Below are 23,790 nucleotides of genomic sequence, written 5' to 3'. Positions count from 1 at the left end.
GTTAACCTTTGCGCTCCCAGACCCACTATGCCTTCATATTGCGGTCGGCTTCGTATGCCGGGTTCATCCCCCGGCATCGGCACGCGTCTCGGGGCAATTTTCTCCGCTACCGACAGTGAACCGGCCCGACGGGGCCGATGGAGGTTATTCACTTGGCTGCTGCGCGCAACGCGACCACGCCCACTCCCAAGAACGGACGCGGTGCAAGCCGTCTCTCGTTCGCCAAGGTCACCGACACCCTCACCGTACCCGACCTGCTCGCCCTGCAGACCGAGAGCTTCGACTGGCTCGTCGGCAACGACGCGTGGAAGGCTCGCGTCGAGGAGGCCGTCGAGGCCGGCCGCAAGGACCTGCCAGAGGCCACTGGTCTGGAGGAGATCTTCGAGGAGATCTCCCCGATCGAGGACCTCGGCGAGACCATGCAGCTCTCGTTCACGAACCCCGAGCTCGAGCCGCCGAAGTACACGATCGACGAGTGCAAGGAGAAGGGCAAGACCTACTCCGCCCCGCTCTACGTGAACGCCGAGTTCATGAACCACCTCACGGGTGAGATCAAGACGCAGACGGTCTTCATGGGCGACTTCCCGCTCATGACCGCGCGCGGCACCTTCGTGATCAACGGCACCGAGCGCGTCGTCGTCTCGCAGCTCGTGCGTTCGCCCGGTGTGTACTTCGAGCGCACCCCCGAGAAGACGTCCGACAAGGACATCTACTCCGCTCGCGTCATCCCCAGCCGCGGTGCCTGGCTCGAGTTCGAGATCGACAAGCGCGACCAGGTCGGCGTGCGCATCGACCGCAAGCGCAAGCAGTCCGTCACGGTCTTCCTCAAGGCCCTCGGCCTCACGAGCGAAGAGATCCTCGAGCAGTTCGCCGGCTACGAGTCGATCGCCCTCACCCTCGAGAAGGACAACATCCTCACGAAGGAAGAGGCGCTCAAGGACATCTACCGCAAGCTGCGTCCGGGCGAGCAGGTCGCTGCCGAGGCCGCGCGTGCGCTCCTCGACAACTTCTACTTCAACCCGAAGCGCTACGACCTCGCCAAGGTGGGTCGCTACAAGATCAACAACAAGCTCGGTCTCGAGGCGCCCCTCACCGACTCGGTGCTGACCGTCGAAGACATCGTCGCGACCATCAAGTACCTCGTCGCCCTGCACGACGAGCGCACCACGCTGCCCGGCCGTCGCAACGGCAAGGCCATCGAGCTGCGCCTCGACGTCGACGACATCGACAACTTCGGCAACCGTCGCATCCGTGCGGTGGGCGAGCTGATCCAGAACCAGGTCCGCACCGGCCTGTCCCGCATGGAGCGCGTCGTCCGCGAGCGCATGACCACGCAGGACATCGAGGCGATCACCCCGCAGACCCTGATCAACGTGCGACCCGTCGTCGCCGCGATCAAGGAGTTCTTCGGCACGTCGCAGCTCTCGCAGTTCATGGACCAGAACAACCCGCTCGCGGGCCTGACCCACAAGCGTCGCCTCTCGGCGCTCGGCCCCGGCGGTCTCTCGCGAGACCGCGCCGGCGTCGAGGTCCGTGACGTCCACCCGTCGCACTACGGCCGCATGTGCCCGATCGAGACCCCTGAAGGCCCGAACATCGGCCTCATCGGCTCGCTCGCGTCGTTCGCGCGCATCAACTCGTTCGGCTTCATCGAGACGCCGTACCGCAAGGTCGTCGCGGGCAAGGTCACCGACGAGATCGAGTACCTCACCGCGATGGAAGAGGCCGGCGAGGTCATCGCCCAGGCCAACGCGCCGCTCAAGTCCGACGGGCACTTCCAGGAAGACCGCGTCCTCGCCCGTAAGACCGGCGGCGAGGTCGACCTCATCCCCGCCGACGAGATCGGCTACATGGACGTCTCGCCGCGCCAGATGGTGTCGGTCGGTACCTCCCTCATCCCGTTCCTCGAGCACGACGACGCGAACCGCGCCCTCATGGGTGCGAACATGCAGCGTCAGGCCGTGCCGCTGCTCCGCAGCGACTCGCCGTTCGTCGGCACCGGCATGGAGGGCTACGCGGCCATCGACGCCGGCGACGTGGTCACCGCCGACAAGGCCGGTGTCGTCACCGAGGTTTCGGCCGACGCCGTCACCGTGCAGCTCGACCAGGGCGGAACGCAGACCTACTACCTGCGCAAGTTCGACCGCTCGAACCAGGGCACCTCGTACAACAACCGCGTCGTCGTCACGGCCGGCGAGCGCATCGAGGTCGGCGAGGTCATCGCCGACGGTCCTGCGACCGACAACGGCGAGCTCGCGCTCGGCAAGAACCTCCTCGTGGCGTTCATGCCGTGGGAGGGTCACAACTTCGAGGACGCGATCATCCTCAGCCAGAACCTCGTGAAGGACGACGTGCTCTCGTCGATCCACATCGAGGAGTACGAGGTCGACGCCCGCGACACGAAGCTCGGCAAGGAGGAGATCACCCGTGACCTCCCCAACGTCAGCCCCGACCTGCTGGCCGACCTCGACGAGCGCGGCATCATCCGCATCGGCGCCGAGGTGCGCCCAGGCGACATCCTCGTCGGCAAGGTCACGCCGAAGGGCGAGACCGAGCTCTCGGCCGAGGAGCGCCTGCTCCGCGCGATCTTCAACGAGAAGAGCCGCGAGGTTCGCGACACGTCGCTGAAGGTGCCCCACGGTGAGCAGGGAACCATCATCGCCGTCAAGGAGTTCTCCTCCGAGAACGACGACGAGCTCGGCTCGGGCGTCAACCAGCGCGTGGTCGTCTACATCGCCCAGAAGCGCAAGATCACCGAGGGCGACAAGCTCGCCGGACGCCACGGCAACAAGGGCGTCATCTCGAAGATCCTCCCGGTCGAGGACATGCCGTTCCTCGCAGACGGCACCCCCGTCGACGTCATCCTGAACCCGCTCGGCATCCCCGGTCGAATGAACTTCGGCCAGGTGCTCGAGACCCACCTCGGGTGGGTCGCCAAGCAGGGCTGGAAGGTCGAGGGCAACCCGTCGTGGGCCAAGAAGCTGCCGAAGGCGGCGCACGAGGCCGCCCCGGGCACCAAGGTCGCGACCCCGGTGTTCGACGGTGCGTTCGAGGAGGAGATCGCCGGTCTGCTCGACTCGACGCTCCCCAACCGCGACGGTGAGCGCCTCATCGACTCGACCGGCAAGACGCAGCTCTTCGACGGCCGTTCGGGCGAGCCCTTCCCGTACCCGGTCTCGGTCGGCTACATGTACATCCTGAAGCTGCACCACCTCGTCGACGACAAGATCCACGCGCGCTCGACGGGCCCGTACTCGATGATCACCCAGCAGCCGCTCGGTGGTAAGGCGCAGTTCGGTGGTCAGCGATTCGGTGAGATGGAGGTGTGGGCCCTCGAGGCCTACGGCGCCGCATACGCGCTCCAGGAGCTCCTCACGATCAAGTCCGACGACATCCTCGGCCGCGTCAAGGTGTACGAGGCCATCGTCAAGGGCGAGAACATCCAGGAGCCCGGCATCCCCGAGTCCTTCAAGGTGCTCATGAAGGAGATGCAGTCGCTCTGCCTGAACGTCGAGGTGCTCTCGGCCGACGGCACCGCGGTCTCCCTCCGCGACACCGATGACGAGGCATTCCGCGCTGCGGAAGAGCTCGGCATCAACATCTCCGCGCGCTTCGAGTCGTCGAACATCGACGAGATCTAAGCCTGGCCAGTAGACGACTACAGAGACTTTCCAAGGAGAGAAATTGCTCGACGCAACCACATTTGACGAGCTTCGCATCGGTCTGGCCACGGCAGAGGACATCCGCAAGTGGTCCTACGGTGAGGTCAAGAAGCCCGAGACGATCAACTACCGCACCCTGAAGCCCGAGAAGGACGGTCTGTTCGGTGAGCAGATCTTCGGCCCGAGCCGTGACTGGGAGTGCGCGTGCGGCAAGTACAAGCGCGTTCGCTTCAAGGGCATCGTGTGCGAGCGCTGCGGCGTGGAGGTCACCAAGTCCTCCGTGCGCCGTGAGCGCATGGGCCACATCGAGCTCGCCGCTCCCGTGACCCACATCTGGTACTTCAAGGGTGTTCCCTCGCGCCTCGGCTACCTGCTCGACATGGCGCCGAAGGACCTCGAGAAGGTCATCTACTTCGCGGCCTACATGGTCATCGACGTCGACGACGAAGGTCGTCACGCCGACATGCCCGGCCTCGAGAACGAGATCCGACTCGAGATCAAGACGATCGGCGACCAGCGCGACGCGCGCATCGCCGAGCTCATGAAGCGCAAGGAGGACGACCTCGCGGCCCTCGAGGCCGAGGGCGCCAAGTCCGACGTGCGCAAGCGCGCCGAGGCCGCCGCCGACAAGGAGATGACCGGCGTCCGCAAGTCGGGCGACGAGCAGATCGCGCACCTCGAGCGCGTGTGGGAGGACTTCCGCACCCTCAAGGTCGGCGACCTCAAGCCCGAAGACTCCGTCTTCCACGAGCTGCAGGACCGCTTCGGCATGTACTTCGACGCCTACATGGGCGCCGAGGCCATCAAGAAGCGCCTCCTCGCGTTCGACCTCGCGGCCGAGGCCGACGACCTGCGCCTGCAGATCGCCGAGGGCAAGGGCCAGAAGAAGATCCGCGCCATCAAGCGCCTGCGCGTCGTGAGCTCCTTCCTGCAGACGGGCAACTCGCCTGCAGCCATGGTGCTCGACGTCGTTCCGGTGATCCCGCCCGAGCTGCGCCCGATGGTGCAGCTCGACGGTGGCCGCTTCGCGACCTCCGACCTCAACGACCTCTACCGTCGTGTGATCAACCGCAACAACCGCCTGCGTCGCCTGCTCGACCTCGGTGCTCCCGAGATCATCGTGAACAACGAGAAGCGCATGCTCCAAGAGGCCGTCGACGCACTGTTCGACAACGGTCGTCGTGGTCGCCCCGTCACCGGTACCGGCAACCGCGCCCTCAAGTCCCTGAGCGACATGCTCAAGGGCAAGCAGGGTCGCTTCCGCCAGAACCTGCTCGGCAAGCGCGTCGACTACTCGGGTCGTTCGGTCATCGTCGTCGGCCCGCAGCTGAAGCTGCACCAGTGCGGTCTGCCCAAGCAGATGGCGCTGGAGCTCTTCAAGCCGTTCGTCATCAAGCGCCTGATCGACCTGAGCCACGCTCAGAACATCAAGGCCGCCAAGCGCATGGTGGAGCGTTCGAACCCGCACGTGTGGGACGTCCTCGAGGAGATCATCCGCGAGCGCCCCGTGCTGCTGAACCGCGCACCCACCCTGCACCGTCTCGGCATCCAGGCGTTCGAGCCGCAGCTCGTCGAGGGCAAGGCCATCCAGCTCCACCCGCTCGTCTGCGCCGCGTTCAACGCGGACTTCGACGGCGACCAGATGGCCGTGCACCTTCCGCTGTCGGTCGAGGCCCAGGCCGAGGCGCGCATCCTGATGCTCGCGTCGAACAACATCCTGAAGCCGTCCGACGGTCGTCCGGTGACCCTGCCCTCGCAGGACATGATCATCGGTCTGCACCACCTGACGACCCACAAGCCCGGCGCAGCCGGCGAGGGCCGTGCGTTCTCGTCGATCGCCGAGGCGATCCTCGCGTTCGACCAGAACCGTCCGGGTCAGATCGAGCTCGACCTCAACGCGACCGTGCGCATCCGTCTCGACGGCGTGCACTTCGCCGAGGGCGAGGCCCCCGAGAAGTTCGTCGAGGGCAAGCCGTACCTCATGGAGACCACGCTCGGCCGTGCGCTCTTCAACGAGGCGCTCCCGGTCGACTACCCGTTCTTCAACGAGCAGGCCGGCAAGGGCCAGATCTCGGCGATCGTCAACGACCTCGCCGAGCGCTACCCGAAGACCGAGGTCGCCGCGACCCTCGACCGCATCAAGGACGCCGGCTTCCGCTGGGCGACCCGCTCGGGCGTCACCGTGGCGCTGTCCGACATCATCACGCCCCCCACCAAGGGCGAGATCGTCGGCCGCTACGAGAAGCTCGCCGCGAAGGTGCAGTCGCAGTTCGAGAAGGGCCTCACGACCGACGCCGAGCGTCGTCAAGAGCTCATCCAGATCTGGACGAAGGCCACCGACGAGGTCGCCAAGGCCATGCAGGAGAACTTCCCGACCGACAACACCATCAACCGCATGGTCACGTCGGGTGCTCGTGGTAACTGGCTCCAGGTTCGCAACATCGCCGGTATGCGCGGTCTCGTGAACAACCCGAAGGGTGAGATCATCCCCCGCCCGATCATCTCCTCGTACCGCGAGGGTCTGTCGGTGGCGGAGTACTTCATCGCGACGCACGGTGCCCGCAAGGGTCTGGCCGACACGGCTCTCCGTACCGCCGACTCGGGTTACCTCACGCGTCGACTCGTCGACGTCTCACAGGATGTCATCATCCGTGAAGAGGACTGCGGCACCGGCAAGGGCCTCAACCTGCCGATCGGTGCGGTCGACTCCGAGGGCGTGCTCGTGCGCGACCCGAACGTCGAGAACTCCGTGTTCGCCCGTTCGCTCGCGGCAGACGCCGTGAACGCCAAGGGCGAGGTCGTCGCCGAGGCCGGTGAAGACGTCGGTGACGTGCTCATCGACAAGCTCATCGCGGCCGGCGTCGAGTCGATCAAGGTGCGCTCGGTGCTGACCTGCGAGTCCGCCGTCGGCGTGTGCGCGAAGTGCTACGGCCGTTCGCTCGCGACCGGCAAGCTCGTCGACATCGGCGAGGCGGTCGGCATCATCGCGGCCCAGTCGATCGGTGAGCCCGGCACGCAGCTCACGATGCGTACCTTCCACACCGGTGGTTCGGCTTCGGCCGATGACATCACGCAGGGTCTTCCCCGCGTGCAGGAGCTCTTCGAGGCGCGTACCCCCAAGGGTGCGTCGCCCATCGTCGAGGCCGCCGGTCGCATCACCATCGACGAGTCCGACCGTCAGCGCAAGGTCATCCTCACGCCCGACAACGGCGACGAGCCGATCGCGTACAACGTGCTCAAGCGTTCGACCCTCCTGGTCGAAGACGGACAGCACGTCGAGCTCGGTCAGCAGATCATCGTCGGCACGGTGGACCCCAAGGAGGTCCTCCGCGTCAAGGGCGTGCGCGAGGTGCAGAAGCACCTCGTCGACGGTGTGCAGGGCGTCTACCGCTCGCAGGGTGTGCCGATCCACGACAAGCACATCGAGGTCATCGTCCGTCAGATGCTCCGCAAGGTCACCGTCGTCGACCACGGCGACACCGACCTGCTCCCCGGCGAGCTGGTCGACCGGTCGAAGTACAACGAGATCAACCGCGCCACGCTCACCGAGGGCAAGAAGACGGCGTCGGCCCGCCAAGAGGTCATGGGCATCACCAAGGCTTCGCTGGCGACCGAGTCGTGGCTCTCGGCCGCGTCCTTCCAGGAGACGACCCGCGTGCTCACGCAGGCCGCCATGGAGGGCAAGTCCGACCCGCTGGTCGGCCTCAAGGAGAACGTGATCATCGGAAAGCTGATCCCCGCGGGCACCGGTCTGAACCGGTACCGGAACGTGGCGGTCGAGGCGACCGAAGAGGCGAAGGCGGAGCGGTACCCCAACCGCATCTTCACCGACGACGCCTCGTTCACCGAGGGCGACCTGAGCTTCGTCGACTTCGACGCATTCTCGAACGACGACTTCACGCCCGGCAACTACAGCTAGGCGCGAATCGCTCCACGAACGGCCCCCGATCCATTGCGGATCGGGGGCCGTTCGGCGTTCCAGCGGCGTTCTACCGGGGCGGATGCCGCGACCCGGCGTGACTGCGCCTCCCGCAACCTCTTGCGGGGTGGAGGGCGCCTGCCGACCTGCCTCCAGGCCGGAAGACGTCGCACGAGGCGAGACCCCGGCGCGACCCGTTCGGGAGGCCCCCGCTCTGGGGACTGACGGCCGGAGAGGGCCGAACCTATGGTTGCCGCACATGCGGAACCCGATCCGCGTGCTTCACACTTCGGTGCGGTGGTCGACCCGACGGCCGCTCCGACCGATCGTGCGGAGCGACAATGGCTGTCCTCGGAGAGATCCTGATCCTGCAGGGCGACGTGCCCTACGAGCACCTGCACGAGATCACCTCGGTCGACGATTCCGACGAGCGCGCGGTGCGTTCCCTCGTGACGCGCGGTCTCATCACCGAGAACCAGTTGCAGCGGGCGCGGGCCGCGCAGGCGGGCGTGCCGTTCATCGATGACCTGCTCGAGTACCCCGTCGAGCAGGAGGCGGTCGACCTCGTCGGCCCCACGACGTGCCGGCGGCATTCGGTGCTGCCGATCGCGGTGACGAGCGACACGATCATCCTGGCGATGGCCACGCCGGGCGACGTGTTCGCGCTCGACGACGTACGCGTCGAATCCGGCCTCCAGGTGAGCCCGGTCGTCGCCGATCGGGCCGAACTGCTCAGCATGATCGACCGGTACCACCGTGCGGATGAGGAGCTCCTCGACCTCGCCACCACCCTCGAGGGCGAGGCCGAGGCTTCCCTCACCGACGCGTTCCAGGTCGCCGACGCCGATGACGACGCGCCGATCGTCAGGCTGGTCAACGTGCTCGTGTCGCAGGCGATCGCCGACGCGGCATCCGACATCCACATCGAACCGCAGGAGCATTCGCTGCGGGTGCGGTACCGCATCGACGGCGTGCTGCACGAGATGCAGAGCACGCCGAAGAGCATTCAGAGCGGCGTGATCTCGCGCCTGAAGATCATGGCCGACATCGACATCGCTGAGCGTCGCAAGCCGCAGGACGGGCGGATGTCGGCGGTCGTCGGCGGCCGCAAGGTCGACGTGCGCGTGGCGACGCTGCCCACGGTGTGGGGCGAGAAGGTCGTCATGCGTATTCTCGACAACTCGCATGCGAGCCTCGACCTGCAGGACCTCGGCCTGAGCGATGAGAACCAGGCGGTGTACGAGCGCTCGTACCGCAAGCCGCACGGCATGATCCTCGTGACGGGGCCGACCGGCTCGGGCAAGTCGACGACGCTGTACGCGACGCTGAACGCCGTGGCGCGCACCGAGGTCAACGTCATCACGGTCGAGGATCCGGTCGAGTACCGCATGAACGGCATCAACCAGGTGCAGGTGAACCAGAAGGCGGGCCTGACGTTCGCGAGCGCGCTGCGCAGCATCCTGCGGTCCGATCCCGACATCGTGCTCGTCGGCGAGATCCGCGACCGCGAGACGGCGCAGATCGCCATCGAGGCATCCCTCACGGGTCACCTGGTGCTCTCGACGCTGCACACGAACGATGCCGCGAGCGCGGTGGTGCGCCTGACCGAGATGGGTGTCGAGCCGTTCCTCGTGGGCTCGGCGGTCGACTGCGTGGTCGCCCAGCGTCTCGCGCGTCGCCTGTGCGACCGGTGCAAGGCGCCCGTCGAGGTCACGCGCGATGAGCTCAGGGCGATGCGCTTCGCCCTCGACGCCGATGCCGAGGTGCCCGAGGTCTTCGGCGCGGTCGGCTGCCAGGCCTGCGCGAAGACGGGGTACAAGGGCCGCATCGCGTTGCACGAGGTCATGGAGGTCGACGAGGAGCTCGAGCGACTGGCCGTGGCTCGGGCGGCGGCGAGCGAGATCGGTGCGACGGCGAGGCGCAACGGCATGAGCTCGCTGCGCGACGACGGCTGGGCCAAGGTGCGCGCCGGCGTCACCTCGATCGAAGAGGTCCTGCGCGTCGCAATCTAGCGACGGCAGGCAGGCGGCAGAGAGGCACGCGAATGAATGCACCGGAGCAGCGTTGGGCCGATGAACCGCTCGATGCGGGGGGCGACCCCTGGGCGACGGATGCCGCGAGCAGCGGCTTCGGCGTCGCGTCATCGCTGCTCGGCGCGGGCGTGCAGAACCCCGGCGTTCAGAACCCCGCCACCCAGGACACCGAGCCCAGGCACGTCTGGCCCGAGGGCCAGACGCCCGACGCCGACCCGGGCCTGCTGCCGATCATCCCGGAGGGCCGCCGCGCGGTGCCGACGTGGGATGCCACGGGCCGCACGGCCTCGGTCGTGCCGCTGACCCCGGCTGAGGAGGCGGCGCTCGCGGGCGCCGACGAGGCGATCGTGAACGCGTTGCGCCAGGTGCAGCTGCCGGCGGTCTCCGACCTGCACATCGCGGTGGGCGCGGCGCCGACGTTCCGCGTCGACGGCGGGCTGCGGCAGGCGACCGGCCCGGCGTGGGACGCCGAGCGCGTGCGCGAAGCGCTGAGGAGCCTGCTCACGCCCGAGCAGGCCGCGGCCTTCGAGCGCGACCTCGAGCTCGACTTCTCGTTCGCGGTGTCGCCCGAGCAGCGCTTCCGCGTGAACTACTCGATGCACCGCGGGTCGATGGGGGCGGCGTTCCGCCTCATCCCGGCCGACATCAAGGACCTCGCGGCGCTCGGCGTGCCGAAGACGGTCGAGCAGTTCGCGACGCTGCCGCGCGGGCTCGTGCTCGTGACGGGCCCCACGGGTTCGGGCAAGTCGACGACGCTCGCGGCGCTCATCGACCTCATCAACCGCACGCGCGCCGACCACATCATCACCGTTGAGGACCCGATCGAGTTCCTGCACGAGCACAAGCGCTCGATCGTGCACCAGCGCGAGGTGGGCCCCGACACGCACAGCTTCGCGTCGGCGCTGAAGTTCGCCCTGCGGCAGGACCCCGACGTCATCCTCATCGGCGAGCTGCGCGACCTCGAGACCATCTCGGCGGCCCTCACCGCGGCCGAGACCGGTCACCTCGTGTTCGCGACGCTGCACACGCAGGACGCCCCGCAGACCATCGACCGCATCATCGACGTCTTCCCGCCGCATCAGCAGGGGCAGGTGCGCCAGCAGCTCGCCGCGACGCTCCAGGGCATCGTCTGCCAGACCCTCGTGCGTCGCGCCACGGGCGAGGGCCGCACGATCGCCACCGAGGTGCTCGTCATGACGCCGGCCATCGCGAACCTCATCCGCGAGGGCAAGACCTTCCAGGTGGCATCCTCGATGCTCAGCGGCCGCGATCTCGGCATGCAGACCATGGACCAGTCGCTCGCCGCCCTCGTCGACGCTGCGGTGATCACGCGCCGCGTCGCCCTCGAGAAGGCGCACGACCCCGATGCGTTCGAGCAGCTCGTGCGCCGCAGCGGCGACGTCACGCGCACGAACGCGCAGGCGCTCGGCGAGGTCGACTTCGGCGACGAGTACACGAAGGGGGTTCGCTGATGGCCACCGCCCAGTACACCTACGTCGGCCGCGACCCGGGCGGCAAGCTCGTCAAGGGCCGAATGGATGCCGCGAGCGAGTCGTCGGTGGCGGGTCGCCTGGCGGTCATGGGGTTGGCGCCCGTCTCGATCGAGGAGGCGCCGCCCGGAACCGGGCTGCAGCGCGAGATCTCGTTCGGCGGGGGATCCGACCAGGTCGCCCTGAAGGACCTCGCGGTCATGGCGCGGCAGATGGCGACCATGATCGGGGCGGGCCTGTCGATTCTGCGCACCCTGTCGGTGCTCGAGACGCAGACCTCCTCGAAGAACCTGCAGCGCATCCTCACGAAGGTGCGCGACGAGGTCGAGCGCGGCTCGTCGGTGTCGGAGTCGTTCGCGGCGTTCGACCACACGTTCCCGCCGATCATGATCAGCATGATGCGCGCCGGCGAGACCGGCGGATTCCTCGACCGTGCGCTCGCCTCGGTCGCCGAGACCTTCGAGAAGGAGGTCAAGCTGCGCGCCGCCATCCGCTCGGCGCTGACCTACCCGGTGATCGTGCTCATCATGGCGGTGCTCGCGGTCATCGGCATGCTCGTATTCATCGTGCCGATCTTCAAGGACATGTTCGACGGCCTGGGCAGCGAGCTGCCGTGGCCCACTCAGGTGCTCGTCACGATCTCGGAGCAGATGGTGTGGATCCTGCCCGTGCTGCTCGTCATCACCCTCGTGACGTGGATCTGGTGGTCGCAGAACCGCCATACCGCGCGCGTGCGCCGCGCCGTCGACCCGTGGAAGCTGCGCGCGCCCGTGTTCGGGTCGCTCGCCCGCAAGGTCGCGATCGCGCGCTTCGCCCGCAACCTCTCGAACATGACCGGCGCCGGAGTGCCCATTCTGCAGTCCCTCAAGATCGTCGGCGAGACATCCGGCAACTGGGTCATCGAACAGGCCCTCGACCGCGTCGGCGAGCAGGTGCGCAAGGGCACGTCGCTCGCGGCGCCCCTCGCGGCGGAGCAGGTCTTTCCGCCCATGGTCACGCAGATGGTGTCGGTGGGCGAGGACTCGGGCGCGCTCGAGCCCATGCTCGACAAGGTCGCCGAGTTCTACGAGCAGGAGGTCGAGACGGCCTCCGAGCAGCTCACGGCCACCATCGAGCCGCTCATGATCGCCCTGCTCGGCGTCGTCATCGGCGGCATGGTCATCGCGCTCTACCTGCCCATCTTCTCGATCGCCACGGCGGTGCAGGGCGGCTGACGCGCAGCCCTGAATGCGGGGCGGATGCCTCGACAGCCCGATCTCGATCGGGCCTTCCGTCGTGGCATCCATGCGTTTGCATTGACCCTCGAAAAGGGGTGCTGATCAGGGAAAAATGACACCCATCGGGGGACTTATGGCCGTGAGAGCGCGTTCTTAGACTCACCTCACAGCCGGCCTCCCACCGGGTGAAACCCGACAGAATGGAACCACCGTGATCAAGCGGATTCTGGAGTCGCTCGCGGAGCGACGTACCCAACTCAAGGACGAGGACAAGGGCTTCACGCTCATCGAGCTCCTGGTCGTCGTCATCATCATCGGCGTGCTGGTCGCCATCGCCATTCCCGTGTACATCGGGCTGCAGGATGGCGCGAAGGACTCGGCGGCCAAATCCGACCTTACGAATGCGAAGATCGCCACCGTCGCCTTCTACGCCGAGAACCCCTCGGGAACTCCCGTCCTCCCGACGCCCACCGCGCTCAACTCCAACTTGGCTCCATATGGAGCTGTGCTCAGCTCTGGTGTAACTGGTCTTGCCTACGGCGCGGTCACAGGCACGCAGAGTGCGACGAACTTCTGCATCTCAGCCGTAAGCGCTGTCGGCGGTCCGGACCACACCTTCCATATCACTCAGTCGTCGGCGGTCCTTGACGGGGGCTGCTAGTCGGCACACGCCTCACCTGCGGGGCGCCTTGCATCGGCGCCCCGCTACGCTCCGCTCCCTGAACTGACGGCATACCCGAAGCCCGAAGGAAACCAGTGCTCTCACGCACCCACCCTGCAGACGAGGTCGAGACCGGCAGCGACGCCGGCCTCGGCCTCGTCGAGGTGCTCGTGGCGATGCTCGTCTTCGCGATCGTCGCGGTGAGCGTCGCCTACTCGGTCACGTTCACGCTCAGCACGACGAAGGACTCGAAGGCGCGTCAGGTCGCGCTCAACCTCGCCGCATCCGAGATCGACGCGGTGCGCGCCGTCGGCGACCCGTTCGACGTCTACAGCGCCACCCGCACAGAGACCCGCGGCGAGACCTACACGATCGAACGACTTGCCTCCTGGGTGAACGAGTCGGGCTCCGACGCCCTGTGCTCCGCCTCGGGCGGAACCCTTCGCTACAAGCGCGTGAACGTCACCGTCACGTGGAACGGCATGGGCCGCACGGCCGCCGCCGCCCGCGCCGACACCCTGCTCGCCCCGGCTACCCGCATCAACGACCCGGCGAAGGGCACGATCTTCGTCTCGGTCCTCGGCGCCGACGGTCGCGGCCTGCCCGGCATCACGCCGACGATCTCAGGCACGGGCTCGCCGGTCGCCCCGCCGACCGATGCCGACGGCTGCAGCTACGTCCTCGGAGTCACGCCTGGAAACTACGCCGTCTCGCTCAGCAAGACCGACTATCTCGACACGACACAGACGAGCCCCTCTCGAGTGCCGGTCGGTACAGGGAACATCGCCGTTCTCGCGGGCCAATCGACCGCGTACCAGTTCCAGTACGACAACGCAGGCACGTTCCGCACGCAGTACGCGACGAACCGTGCGGCGCTGACGCTCCCGAACACGACGATCAGGTTTCCAACGTCGCTCCAGACGAATTTCGTGAGCACGCTCGGCACTTACACACCTTCCCCAGCTGCGATCACCGACTCGTCGGGCACGGCAACTCTGTCGACAAAACTCTTTCCGTTCCCCGGTGGATACCAGGCGTTCGCCGGGAACTACACAGCAGCGACTCCCGGCAATACCGGATGCCAGGTGGCTGATCCCGCGGCCTGGGGTGCGGACCCGACGACAGGTGCGAGCGGGCAGCGGGGGCCGGGCCAAGCCGTGTCCCCGGGAGGAACGGCCGCCGCGATCAAGATCCCGATGGGCATCGTGCAGGTGACTCGCCCGGCGGCCGACCGTACGTTCGTTCTGGCCGTTCGCCAGCCCGGTCCTGCCGTCGATGGGCAGCCCGCATGCCCGAGTTCCCCGCAGTCCCTCACGTTCGGGACGGCCGTCTTCAACACGACGACGATCACGTCAGCGAGAATCGCACTCCCCTTCGGGAGCTGGAAGATCTACGCAACGCAGACCAACAGCACCAGTACTACCTCGAACGCCACCCAACTCACTGCTATCACGAATATGGTGCTCAGCAACGTCATCCCGGGCCGCGCAAACGCCGATGCGAACGGTATCTTCACCGTCGACCCGCGGGGGATCACCCCATGACCGCCCGCGACATCCGCTCGATCCAGCGAAGCAGCGACGACGAGGGCTTCAGCCTCGTCGAACTGCTCGTGGCGATCATGCTCATGGGCATCGTGCTCACGGTCGTGGCCAACCTCTTCATCTCGACGACGAAGGCGACCGAGCAGAGCGGCGAGGTGCACGAATCGACCGGCAACGCCTCGAACATCGCGAATGCCGTCGGGTCGGTCGCGCGGTTCGCCATGAACAACCCGAAGTCGGGGGCGACCGAGCCGGACCCGGCGATCGTCGTGGCGGGGGCCAACCGGCTCGTGCTCATGGCCGCGATCGGCGTACCGACGACGGTCGAGGCATCCAACCGCCCGACGAAACCGACCCTCGTGGAGTACGCGATCTCGACCGATCGGCAGCTCGTCGAACGGCGCTGGATGCCGACCGCGTCGGGGTCGACGTGGGTCTTCGCCGGCAGCGACCCGACCGTGCCGACACCTGCCTCGACCCGGCGCCTGGGCGGCAACCTCACCACCGGCGGTGCGGTGTTCACCTACTTCGACGTCAACGGCGGCCCCCTCAATCCCGGAACCGGAGCGCTGACGCTCGCGCAGCGCAAGCTCGTCGCCACGATCGAGGTGCGCGTCAGCGTCGTTCCGCCCGGCGACCCGAGCTCGACCCCGGTCGTCATCACCACGAGGTATCCGCTCGTGAACCTCGGCCTGAGGGAGGGCTCATGACCAGGCGCATGCTCCGCGACACGGGCAATGCCAGCGGGGCCCGGGGCATCCGCAGTGTTCGCGATGACGACCGTGGCGCCGCCCTGCTCACGGTGATCGGCATCGCGCTCGTGCTGCTGATCCTCATCGCCATCGGCGCGAGCTTCTCGCTCTCGGGAATCCGCAAGGCGGCCACGGATGCCGACTCGAGCGGTGCGCTCGCCGCGGCCTACGCCGGGGCCGAAGAGTTCACGAGCCGGCTCTCGAATGACGGCCAGTACGCCAGGTACGGCAATCCGGCGTCGCCCTTCACGATCGCGAACGCGAGCACCACGACCGTCACGCTGCCGACGGGTCCGAAAGACAATCCGGCATTCAACATCGGGGCCGGCGCGGCGTGGGCGAGCGTGCCCGGGTCCGGCGGCCGGGCGAGCTTCCGCTACGAGGTCGACAACTCGCAGTTCGACCGCACGGGCGTCATCCGTGTGCGCTCCACCGGCAAGGTCGGCACTTCGACCCGCAGCGTCATCGTGAGCATCAAGCAGAAGGGCTTCATCGACTACCTCTACTTCACGGATCTCGAGTCGATCGACCCGCTCATCAGGCCGGCCTGCACCACGGCCTACGACTACGTGACCAACCACGCCACGGCCTGCCACAGCCAGTTCGGAAGCTCCGACTGGCTGCACGGGCCGATTCACTCCAACGACACCTTCAAGATCTGCGCGGCGAAGTTCGACGGCTCGATCACCACCGGTGACCAGCGCAGTCCGAACTGGGAGAACGGAGGCTGCGCCGCGCCCACCTTCGGAGGCGGCGCGCCGGTGTCGGTCGCGCCGATGCCGATGCCGCCCACGAACAGCGCGCTCGCCAACGAGGCACGCGCCGACCTGCCCGATACAGTGCCGCGACCGGGATGCATGTACACGGGACCCACCCGGATCGTCTTCAACTCGACCGGCACCGTGCGCATCGTCTCGCCGCTCACGAAGTACACGCAGCCGGCGGCCGGGGTCGCGGGCAGCCTGAACCCTGCCGGATGCGGCACGCCGGGTACGGCGACGGGGCAGCTCGGGGCGCCAGGCGGCGCGACCGTCTCGACGACGGGGTCGCCGCTCGACCACAACCTCATCTGGGTCCAGGCCGTGCCAACGACCGCGACCGATCCGAACTATCGCGTGACGCCCACGCCGACGACCTCTGCCGCCAGCCTTCCGGCGACCTTCGCCTGCCTCGCCGCGACCTCGGCGCAGTCCGCGAACGGCAGCAGCCGGCCCGCGACGACGGCGCAACCGCCGGGATGGACGTTCGGGTCGGGCTCCACCCTCATCCGATACCCGCTGCCGCTCGAGATCACCCCCACCACCGAGAGTTCGGTCGCCCCGTCGTATGGCTGCGCGAACGGCGACGTCTACGTGGAGGGCACCATGACGGGCGCGATCACCGTGGCCGCACAGAACTTCGTGTACGTGACCGGCGCCCTGACCTACAACAACTCCGACGACGACATGCTCGGCCTCATCGGCCAGAACGCCGTCTGGGTCTGGGACCCGCTGACCTGCACGGCGGTGACTCGCACCGCGACTCCCGGCATCGGCACTTTTCCAGGAACCTCGGGCTGCAGCAAGTCGACGACGACGACCAACCGGCGCATCGACGCTGCAATTCTCTCGGTCGCGCACACGTTCATGGTGCAGAGCTACGACACCGGAAATCGCGGCACGCTGACGGTGAACGGCACCATCGCACAGAAGTTCCGCGGATCGGTCGGCCTCACCGGCGGCGTCGGCTACGACAAGGACTACTGGTACGACGAACGCTTCCGCCAGATCGCCCCGCCCAAGTTCCTCACGCCGACCTCGACCACCTACGGCGTCACGCAGTACGCGTCCACCGCACCCGCGTTCACGTCGACCGGAGCGCCGAACTGATGCCCGCCGCGCTCGCCGCCCTGCCCGCGATGCTCGTCGCGGCCGTCGGGGTGCTCGGACTCGCGATCGGGTCGTTCCTCAACGTCGTCGTCTACCGGGTGCCGGCCGGCCGGTCGATCGTGGCGCCGCCGAGCGCGTGCCCCGAGTGCCACTCCGAGATCCGCCCGCACGACAACGTTCCGGTGCTCTCCTGGCTCCTGCTGCGCGGGCGCTGCCGCGACTGCGGGGCGTCGATCTCGGCGAGGTATCCGCTCGTCGAGCTCTTCACGGGCGTCGCGTTCGCCGCCATCGCAGCGTGGGTCGCGTTCGGCGCCGCGCAACCGGGCGGGCAGGTCGGCGACCCCGCCGCAGCCGGCACGACGGCGGGTCTCGCCCACCAGTTGCTCGACCTCGCGATCATGCTCGTGCTCGCGGGCGTCAGCATCGCGCTCGCGCTCATCGACCTCGACACCAAGCGCCTGCCGAACGTCATCGTGGCGTGGGCGGCCGTGCTGCTCGGCGCGCTCGTGGTCGCGGCATCCCTCGTCGCGGGCGACCCGGCCGCGATCGGCCGCGCCCTGCTCGGCGGCGTCGGCCTCTTCGCCGTCTACCTCGCGCTGGCGATCGTCTCGCGCGGCGGCCTCGGCATGGGCGACGTCAAGCTCGCCGGCGTGCTCGGCCTCGTGCTCGCGTACTTCGGCTGGGCCGAGCTCGCGGTCGGCGCGTTCGCCGCGTTCCTGCTCGGCGGCCTCGCCGGACTCGTGCTGCTGCTCACCCGCCGCGCGGGCCGCCGCACCGCGATTCCGTTCGGCCCGTGGATGCTCCTGGGCGCCTGGGTCGGCATCGTCGCCGGCGAATCCATCGCGACCTGGTACCTCGGCCTCGCGGGATTCGGCTGAGCGACCACCGCAGCGGATGCCGCCCGCTCCGCGGCATCCGCCCCCCCGAACCGCAGGACCCGAGAACCGCCACCGCAGCACCGCACCACCCGAACACCCTGCACGACCCGAACGAAGGAACCCGAGATGGCCCGAACACTCGCCGGCATCGACATCGGCAACGGCTCGATCCGTGCGGCGGAGATCGCCGACGCGGGCGGGCGCAAGACCCCCGTGCTCACCCACTACGCCGAGATCACCGTGCCCGAGGGCGCGGTCGTCGGCGGCGAGGTGCGCGAACCCAACACCGTCGCCGCGGCCGTGCGCACGCTCTGGTCGCTCGGCGGATTCACCACGAAGGACGTCGTGCTCGGCATCGGCGGCGAACGCGTGCTCGCCCGCGACTTCACCGTGCGGCGGGCGCCGCTCGCGCAGATCCGCAACTCGCTGCAGTTCGAGGCGCGCGACGTGCTGCCCATGGCGCTCGCCGACGCCGTGCTCGACTTCTACCCGAAGTCCGAGGGCACGAGCGAGCAGGGCCCGGTGGTCAGCGGCCTGCTCATCGCCGCCCCGAAGGACGTCGTGCTCGGCAACGTGCGCGCCGTGCAGGGCGCGGGCCTGAAGGCCACCGACGTCGACCTCATCCCGTTCGCGCTCACGCGGTCGCTCGTCACGAGGGCGGGCATCACGAGCACGGTCGCGGTCGTCGACATCGGCGCCGAGACGACGACCACCCTCGTCGTGAGCGACGGCGTCGTGCAGTTCGTGCGCATCGTGCACACGGGCGGCAACACCGTGACCTCCGAGGTGCTGAAGGAGCTCGACTCCGACCCCGCGACCGCCGAGTCCATCAAGCGCGAACTCGGCCTGCGCGTCACCGACGCCGAGACCCCCGACGGCAAGCACGCGGTCGAGGTCATCGCCGGCGTCGTGCGCGGCCAACTCGCGGCCATCCGCAACACGATCGCGTACTACCAGAACTCGCACCCCGACGACCCGGTGACGCGAGTGCTGCTCACCGGCGGCGGCGCGCATCTCAAGGGGCTCGCCACCGCGCTCGGCGAACTGACCCGACTGCCTGTCGAACATGTGGACGTGCTCGCCGCGGTCAAGCTCGGGCACCGCATCGAGAAGGCCGGCCTCGCCGGCGACCCGCGACATATGGCCGTCGCCGTCGGCCTCGCGCTCGGGAGCGCGGCATGAGCGGGCAGGGCGGGCGCGGCGCCGGGCGCGGTGGCGGGCGCGGCCGCGGTGCCGCCGACGCCATCGTCGCCGCCGAGCCCCGAGCGAGCCTGCTGCCGGCCGAGATCCGCACCGAGCGCGCAGACAAGCGGATGCGTCGGGGCCTCGTGCTCGGCATCGTGGGCACCGCGGTGGTCGCCGCCCTCGCCATCGCCGGCGTCTTCGCCCTGCAGCTGCAGGCGGCCGTGCAGCTCGCGCTCTCGCAGCAGACCACGACCGACCTGCTCGTGCAGCAGACCGAGTTCGGCGAGATCCGCGAGCTCCGCAGCAACGTGGCGATCGTCGCCGCGGCGCAGGAGATCGGCGCCTCGACCGAGATCGACTGGCGCGACTACCTGCAGCAGGTGCAGGCCACGCTGCCCGAGGGTGTCGTCGTCACGCAGGCCGACATCGACTCGGCCACGCCGATGGCCGCCTACGCGCAGGCCACCGCGCCGCTGCAGGGCGCCCGTGTCGCGACGATCGCGTTCACCGCGACGAGCCCGACGCTGCCCGACGTGCCGCGCTGGCTCGAGGGCCTCGCCGGCCTGCCGGGGTACGCCGACGCGCTGCCAGGTGAGACGAGCGCCAACGAGGACGGCACCTACACCGTGAACATCACGATGCACATCGACGACGAGGTCTTCACGAACCGCTTCGCGGAGACGCCCGAGGCGGCGTCCGAACCGGCGGGCGAGACCGACGCCCCGAAGGACGGTGAGTGACATGACCGCACGCAACCGCATGTGGGTGATCGGCTCGGTCGCGGCGATGGTCGCGATCCTGCTGCTCGCCTGGTTCGTCGGCATCGCGCCGCAGCTCGGCTCGCTCGCGGCGATCCAGGCGCAGCAGGTCGGCATCGACGCCCAGAACGCGCGCGAGCAGGCCGTGCTCGACCAGCTCGAGGCCGACGCCGACAACGAGACCGAACTCCAGGCCGAGTGGAAGGTCGCCGCGGCATCCGTGCCCTCCGGAACCGGCGTGCCCGAGTTCATCGACCAGCTCAACGCCCTCGCGACCTCGACGGGCGTCGCGATCGAGCGCATCACCGTGAGCGACCCGGCCGCCTACGTGGTCGCACCGCCCGCCGAGGGCACGACCGATGCGGCGACGGATGCCTCGGGCGAGACCCCGGGCGAGGCGTCGACGGATGCCACGGGCGAGCCTGCGACGGCCGCCCCGGCCGCGCCCGCGACATCCGCCCTGCTCACCCCCGCGAACTTCGCGACCATGCAGATCGGCCTCGAGGTGTCGGGGGCGTACCCGAACATCCTCGAGTTCGTGCACGGGCTGCAGACCGGGCAGCGCCTCATGCTCGTCAACGAGTTCGAGGTGAGCGCCGAGGCCGCCGACCCCGATGTGACCCAGCCCGAGCCGATCGACAACGGCGACGGCACCTTCTCGGAGCCGCCGCCGGTCGAGCCCGAGATCCCCGGCTACCAGGCGCGCATCGGCGGCTACATCTTCTCGCTCGTGAACGCCGACCAGGCCGCCTCCACGCAGAGCGACCTCGGCGCGCAGCAGGCCGCGGGGGAGTAGGGCTCGCCTCCGGCGGCACCGTTCGCCGCACATGTCTCGCAGAAGCACCGCGCGCGCTCCCCGGCGCGCGCGGTCGCCGTTGCTAGCATGGGCCGACCGACCGCGGGTGCGTGGCGCCCGGAAGGAGCGCGATGATGAGCGACACGACGAGGGACCCCGACGACACCGGCGCGTTCCCGGCCGACGAGGCCGACGCGACCGAGGCGTCGAGCACCGCGGATGCCGCGACCGACGTCGCCGCCGCAGAGGCGGCGCCCGAGGAGTCGACGCCCGACGAGGTCGACCTCGCGGATGCCCCGGCCGAGGCGGAGCCCGCAGCCGAGCCGGTGGCGGATGCCGCGCCCGAGCCCGTCTTCCAGGCCGCGCCGGAGCCCGAGCCCGTCGACGAGGTGTCCGATCCCGAGCCCGCTCCCGCGACGATCTTCGATCCTCCGGAGCCCGTCGCCGCGGAGCCCGATGCGGCCGCCGCCGCAGCCGAGGCCGAGCTGGCCCGCACCGCCCGACTCGACGAGGCCGTGCAGCGCGCGAACGCCGGGGCGGTGGCATCCGAGGAACCGCTCGTGACCCCGTCGGAGCCGACCGTGCCGGTCGAGCCCGTCTCCCTCGACCACGACGACTTCGACGCCGCGGGCGACACCCCCGAGGCGCTGCCGGAGCCCATCGCGGCCGAGACCATCCGCCGCGAGACGTACGTGCCGCCGGCACCCGAGGCCGCCGCCGCCGCGGTCGGCGCGGCCACGCTCGCCACGCCGCCGGTCGTCTCGCAGCCGCAGACCATCTACGTGCAGGCGCCCGTGCCGCCCAAGACGAAGGGCAACCGGGCGTTCGGCCTGCTCGTCGCCGCGATCGGCGCGGTCGCGTTCGCGCTCGTCTACGCGGCGGTCTCGTACCTGCTGCTGCTCGGCCGCGGCGATCCGGCCAAGGCGGGCGACGTGTTCGTGTCCTTCCTCGGCAGCGCGGTGTTCTGGATCCCCGTCGTCGCGGTGCTCCTCGGCTTCGCCCTGCTCGCCGCGATCGTGAACCGCGGCCCGTGGTGGGTCTACGCCGTCTTCGGGCTGCTCGTGGGCGTGCTCGTCTACTTCTCGTACATCGGCGCATCGCTGCTCACGGTGCAGGCCTGGACGCTCACCTTCGACGAGGCATCCACGTTCATCTCGCAGCGCTGGCTCGATCCCTTCGCCATCGCGGCGGCCGTCATCGCCCGCGAGATCCCGATCTGGTTCGGCGGTTGGATCGCCGCGCGCGGTCGCACCGTCACCGAGCGCAACCGCCTCGCCCTCGAGGCGTACGACCGGGAGCTCGCCGCGGGGCCGAAGCCCATCGTTTGATCCGGCCGGGCTCGGCCGCGACCCGTCCGGCCCCGCCCGGTCGGACAGCCCCGCCCGGGCGGCTGGCTCGGCCCGCCCGGCCGGGCGACGTGTTGCTTCCCGACGCGCGGCACTTCGGCACTTCGGCACCGGGTTCCAGAGCAGGACGCGCCGGCGGGCCGGAGGCGTGTCGCCTCAGGGCGCCCGGTACTCCGGTACCGCGGTTCCGAGCTCGTCGCGCGCGACGGTGCCCGGCCCGGGGCCCGGCCCGGCGCGGCAGCCCGTCGCGTCAGCCCTCGGGGCAGGCGAGCTCGGCGGCCGCCGAGGCGGGGTCGGCGTCGGCCCCCCAGTCGGCGAAGGTGAACGTCGCGTCGCCGGTCTCGTCGGCGGCGGTGAACTCGCGGGGCAGCGGCGGTCCGTAGCGCTCGACCGTGAGCACGCCGACGGCGGCGCCCTCGCCGATCACGATGTCGAGCACCTCCTCGTCGCCGACCGGATCGCTCACCGCGAGCGGGCCGCTGCCGAGCAGCGTCGAGACGAGGTCGACCGGGTCGAGCATCGGCGCCCATCGCTCGACGACGGGCTCGGCGCCGACCGTGCAGACCACGTCGCCGGCCGTCTCGGGCGCGCCGATGGACTCCGCGTACGCTGCGTTGCCGAGCACATGCGCTGTGCCCTCATGGACGACGATGCGAGCCGAGGTGCCGCCAGAGCCGACGCGGGCGTCGAACGAGCCGCCGCGGCCGCGGAAGTCGAGGGTGAGCTCGCGCCCGCGCACGAGGTCGGACTCGGGGTCGGGGCGAGTGGTCTCGGTGAACGTGCCGGTCGCATGCACCGGACCCGCCGAGCGGACGGCCGCGAGCACCTCGGCGGCGATGTCGTCGCCCGCGACGAGCCAGAGGCCGTTGCCGTCGGCCTGGTCGAACGAGCCGAGGTCGACGCCGGCGGGCGGCGAGGGAGGGGGCGGCGCCTTGCTGCATCCGGCGAGCAGCGACACGGCGAGCCCCGCGGCGAGCAGGCCGCCGAGCACGGTGGCGGCGCGGCGAGCGGCGGGCCGCAGTGGAGCCCGTCGCATCAGGCGCCCGCGTCGGCCGCGCAGACCCCGGCCCCGCGCTGGCCGTCGAGCGTGTCCGCGTCGAGGCTCACCTCGGCGGTGACGGTGGCGGGCCGCACGACGAAGCAGGTGGAGTCGTCGGCGACGCCGGCCGCGGCCGGGATCCACGCCTCGGTGCCGCGCACGAGTTGCGTGAGGTCGGTGACCGCGCCGTCGGCGTCGACGGCGTAGAGCGCGTAGGCGGCGTCGGGACCGCCCCAGTCGAGGTGCAGGTTTCCGCCTTCGACGGATGCCGCGAGCCCGTCGACGCGCACCGAGTCGTCGGTCACGATCGAGATGATGAACCACGCCGCGGCGGCACCGAGGGCGAGCACCGTCAGGATCATCGAGACGAGGAACGCCGGATGCCGCCACCAGCTGCGTTCGCGCGCGGGCGTCTCGGCGAGTTCGGGGAGCACGGTCGAGCCGGCCCCGAGCGCACGGCCGCCGGCCTGTTCGCCGAGCGCCGGCTGGCCGGGAGCGTGCCCCAGCACGGCACGGCCAGAGGGTGGCATGAGCCGATCGGTCATCGCCGTTCCTCCTGGTCGCCGCGGCCGGCGGCGCCGACCGCGTACCATGCTATATCGGCCCCCGAACGCGGGCGGGCCCACGGGGAGGAGCACGGTG

At 69.4% G+C, this 23,790-nt stretch carries 16 protein-coding genes; 14 read left to right on the top strand and 2 right to left on the bottom strand.

Annotation, left to right across the window (positions count from 1 at the left end; genetic code table 11):
- The first annotated feature begins 152 nt into the window (after positions 1–152).
- The 14 genes from rpoB to AC3IPY_RS15470 all read left to right on the top strand — a co-directional run bounded on the left by rpoB (position 153) and on the right by AC3IPY_RS15470 (position 22,091).
- Entirely contained in the window at positions 153–3,641 is a 3,489-nt protein-coding gene (gene rpoB, locus AC3IPY_RS15535; protein WP_489185165.1) for a DNA-directed RNA polymerase subunit beta, read from the top strand.
- A gap of 43 nt (positions 3,642–3,684) precedes the next feature.
- Positions 3,685–7,581, top strand: a complete 3,897-nt coding sequence (rpoC, locus tag AC3IPY_RS15530) for a DNA-directed RNA polymerase subunit beta' (protein ID WP_489185164.1) — start codon at positions 3,685–3,687, stop codon at positions 7,579–7,581.
- A gap of 341 nt (positions 7,582–7,922) precedes the next feature.
- Complete coding sequence (locus AC3IPY_RS15525; RefSeq protein ID WP_489185163.1) at positions 7,923–9,593, top strand: GspE/PulE family protein; 1,671 nt, start codon at positions 7,923–7,925, stop codon at positions 9,591–9,593.
- A gap of 32 nt (positions 9,594–9,625) precedes the next feature.
- Positions 9,626–11,086 (top strand): type IV pilus twitching motility protein PilT, encoded by a 1,461-nt coding sequence (locus AC3IPY_RS15520; protein ID WP_489185162.1) that lies wholly within the window; start codon positions 9,626–9,628, stop codon positions 11,084–11,086.
- Positions 11,086–12,318, top strand: a complete 1,233-nt coding sequence (locus AC3IPY_RS15515) for a type II secretion system F family protein (protein ID WP_489185161.1) — start codon at positions 11,086–11,088, stop codon at positions 12,316–12,318. Before AC3IPY_RS15520 ends, AC3IPY_RS15515 begins: the two co-directional genes overlap by 1 nt.
- A 214-nt stretch (positions 12,319–12,532) precedes the next feature.
- Positions 12,533–12,982, top strand: coding sequence for a prepilin-type N-terminal cleavage/methylation domain-containing protein (locus AC3IPY_RS15510; protein WP_489185160.1), 450 nt, complete (start codon positions 12,533–12,535; stop codon positions 12,980–12,982).
- A gap of 170 nt (positions 12,983–13,152) precedes the next feature.
- Positions 13,153–14,526 carry a type IV pilus modification PilV family protein gene (locus AC3IPY_RS15505; RefSeq protein WP_489185159.1) on the top strand — a complete coding sequence of 458 codons (1,374 nt, stop codon included), beginning with the start codon at positions 13,153–13,155 and terminating at the stop codon, positions 14,524–14,526.
- Complete coding sequence (locus AC3IPY_RS15500) at positions 14,523–15,236, top strand: type IV pilus modification PilV family protein (protein ID WP_489185158.1); 714 nt, start codon at positions 14,523–14,525, stop codon at positions 15,234–15,236. The genes AC3IPY_RS15505 and AC3IPY_RS15500 overlap by 4 nt, the downstream gene beginning before the upstream one ends.
- Positions 15,233–17,146 carry a hypothetical protein gene (locus AC3IPY_RS15495; protein WP_489185157.1) on the top strand — a complete coding sequence of 638 codons (1,914 nt, stop codon included), beginning with the start codon at positions 15,233–15,235 and terminating at the stop codon, positions 17,144–17,146. The genes AC3IPY_RS15500 and AC3IPY_RS15495 overlap by 4 nt, the downstream gene beginning before the upstream one ends.
- Positions 17,146–18,024 (top strand): prepilin peptidase, encoded by an 879-nt coding sequence (locus AC3IPY_RS15490; RefSeq protein WP_489185156.1) that lies wholly within the window; start codon positions 17,146–17,148, stop codon positions 18,022–18,024. The genes AC3IPY_RS15495 and AC3IPY_RS15490 overlap by 1 nt, the downstream gene beginning before the upstream one ends.
- A gap of 126 nt (positions 18,025–18,150) precedes the next feature.
- Positions 18,151–19,206 (top strand): type IV pilus assembly protein PilM, encoded by a 1,056-nt coding sequence (pilM, locus tag AC3IPY_RS15485; protein WP_489185155.1) that lies wholly within the window; start codon positions 18,151–18,153, stop codon positions 19,204–19,206.
- On the top strand, positions 19,203–19,949 hold the full coding sequence (locus tag AC3IPY_RS15480; RefSeq protein WP_489185154.1) for a hypothetical protein: 747 nt from the start codon (positions 19,203–19,205) through the stop codon (positions 19,947–19,949). Before pilM ends, AC3IPY_RS15480 begins: the two co-directional genes overlap by 4 nt.
- A gap of 1 nt (position 19,950) precedes the next feature.
- Positions 19,951–20,763, top strand: coding sequence for a hypothetical protein (locus tag AC3IPY_RS15475; protein ID WP_489185153.1), 813 nt, complete (start codon positions 19,951–19,953; stop codon positions 20,761–20,763).
- A 134-nt stretch (positions 20,764–20,897) separates the two neighbouring features.
- Positions 20,898–22,091 (top strand): hypothetical protein, encoded by a 1,194-nt coding sequence (locus AC3IPY_RS15470; protein ID WP_489185152.1) that lies wholly within the window; start codon positions 20,898–20,900, stop codon positions 22,089–22,091.
- 268 nt (positions 22,092–22,359) lie between these two features.
- Here AC3IPY_RS15470 and AC3IPY_RS15465 read toward each other — a convergent pair whose 3' ends face one another.
- Positions 22,360–23,145: a hypothetical protein gene (locus tag AC3IPY_RS15465; RefSeq protein WP_489185151.1), complete on the bottom strand. Its 786-nt coding sequence runs from the start codon at positions 23,143–23,145 to the stop codon at positions 22,360–22,362.
- Positions 23,145–23,693, bottom strand: coding sequence for a hypothetical protein (locus AC3IPY_RS15460; protein ID WP_489185150.1), 549 nt, complete (start codon positions 23,691–23,693; stop codon positions 23,145–23,147). Before AC3IPY_RS15460 ends, AC3IPY_RS15465 begins: the two co-directional genes overlap by 1 nt.
- Positions 23,694–23,790 lie beyond the last annotated feature (97 nt).

The sequence above is a fragment of the Agromyces sp. GL_144 genome (assembly GCF_057834305.1).
The sequence above is the reverse complement of the archived record's forward strand: the minus strand, read 5'-3'. Positions and strand labels throughout refer to the sequence as shown.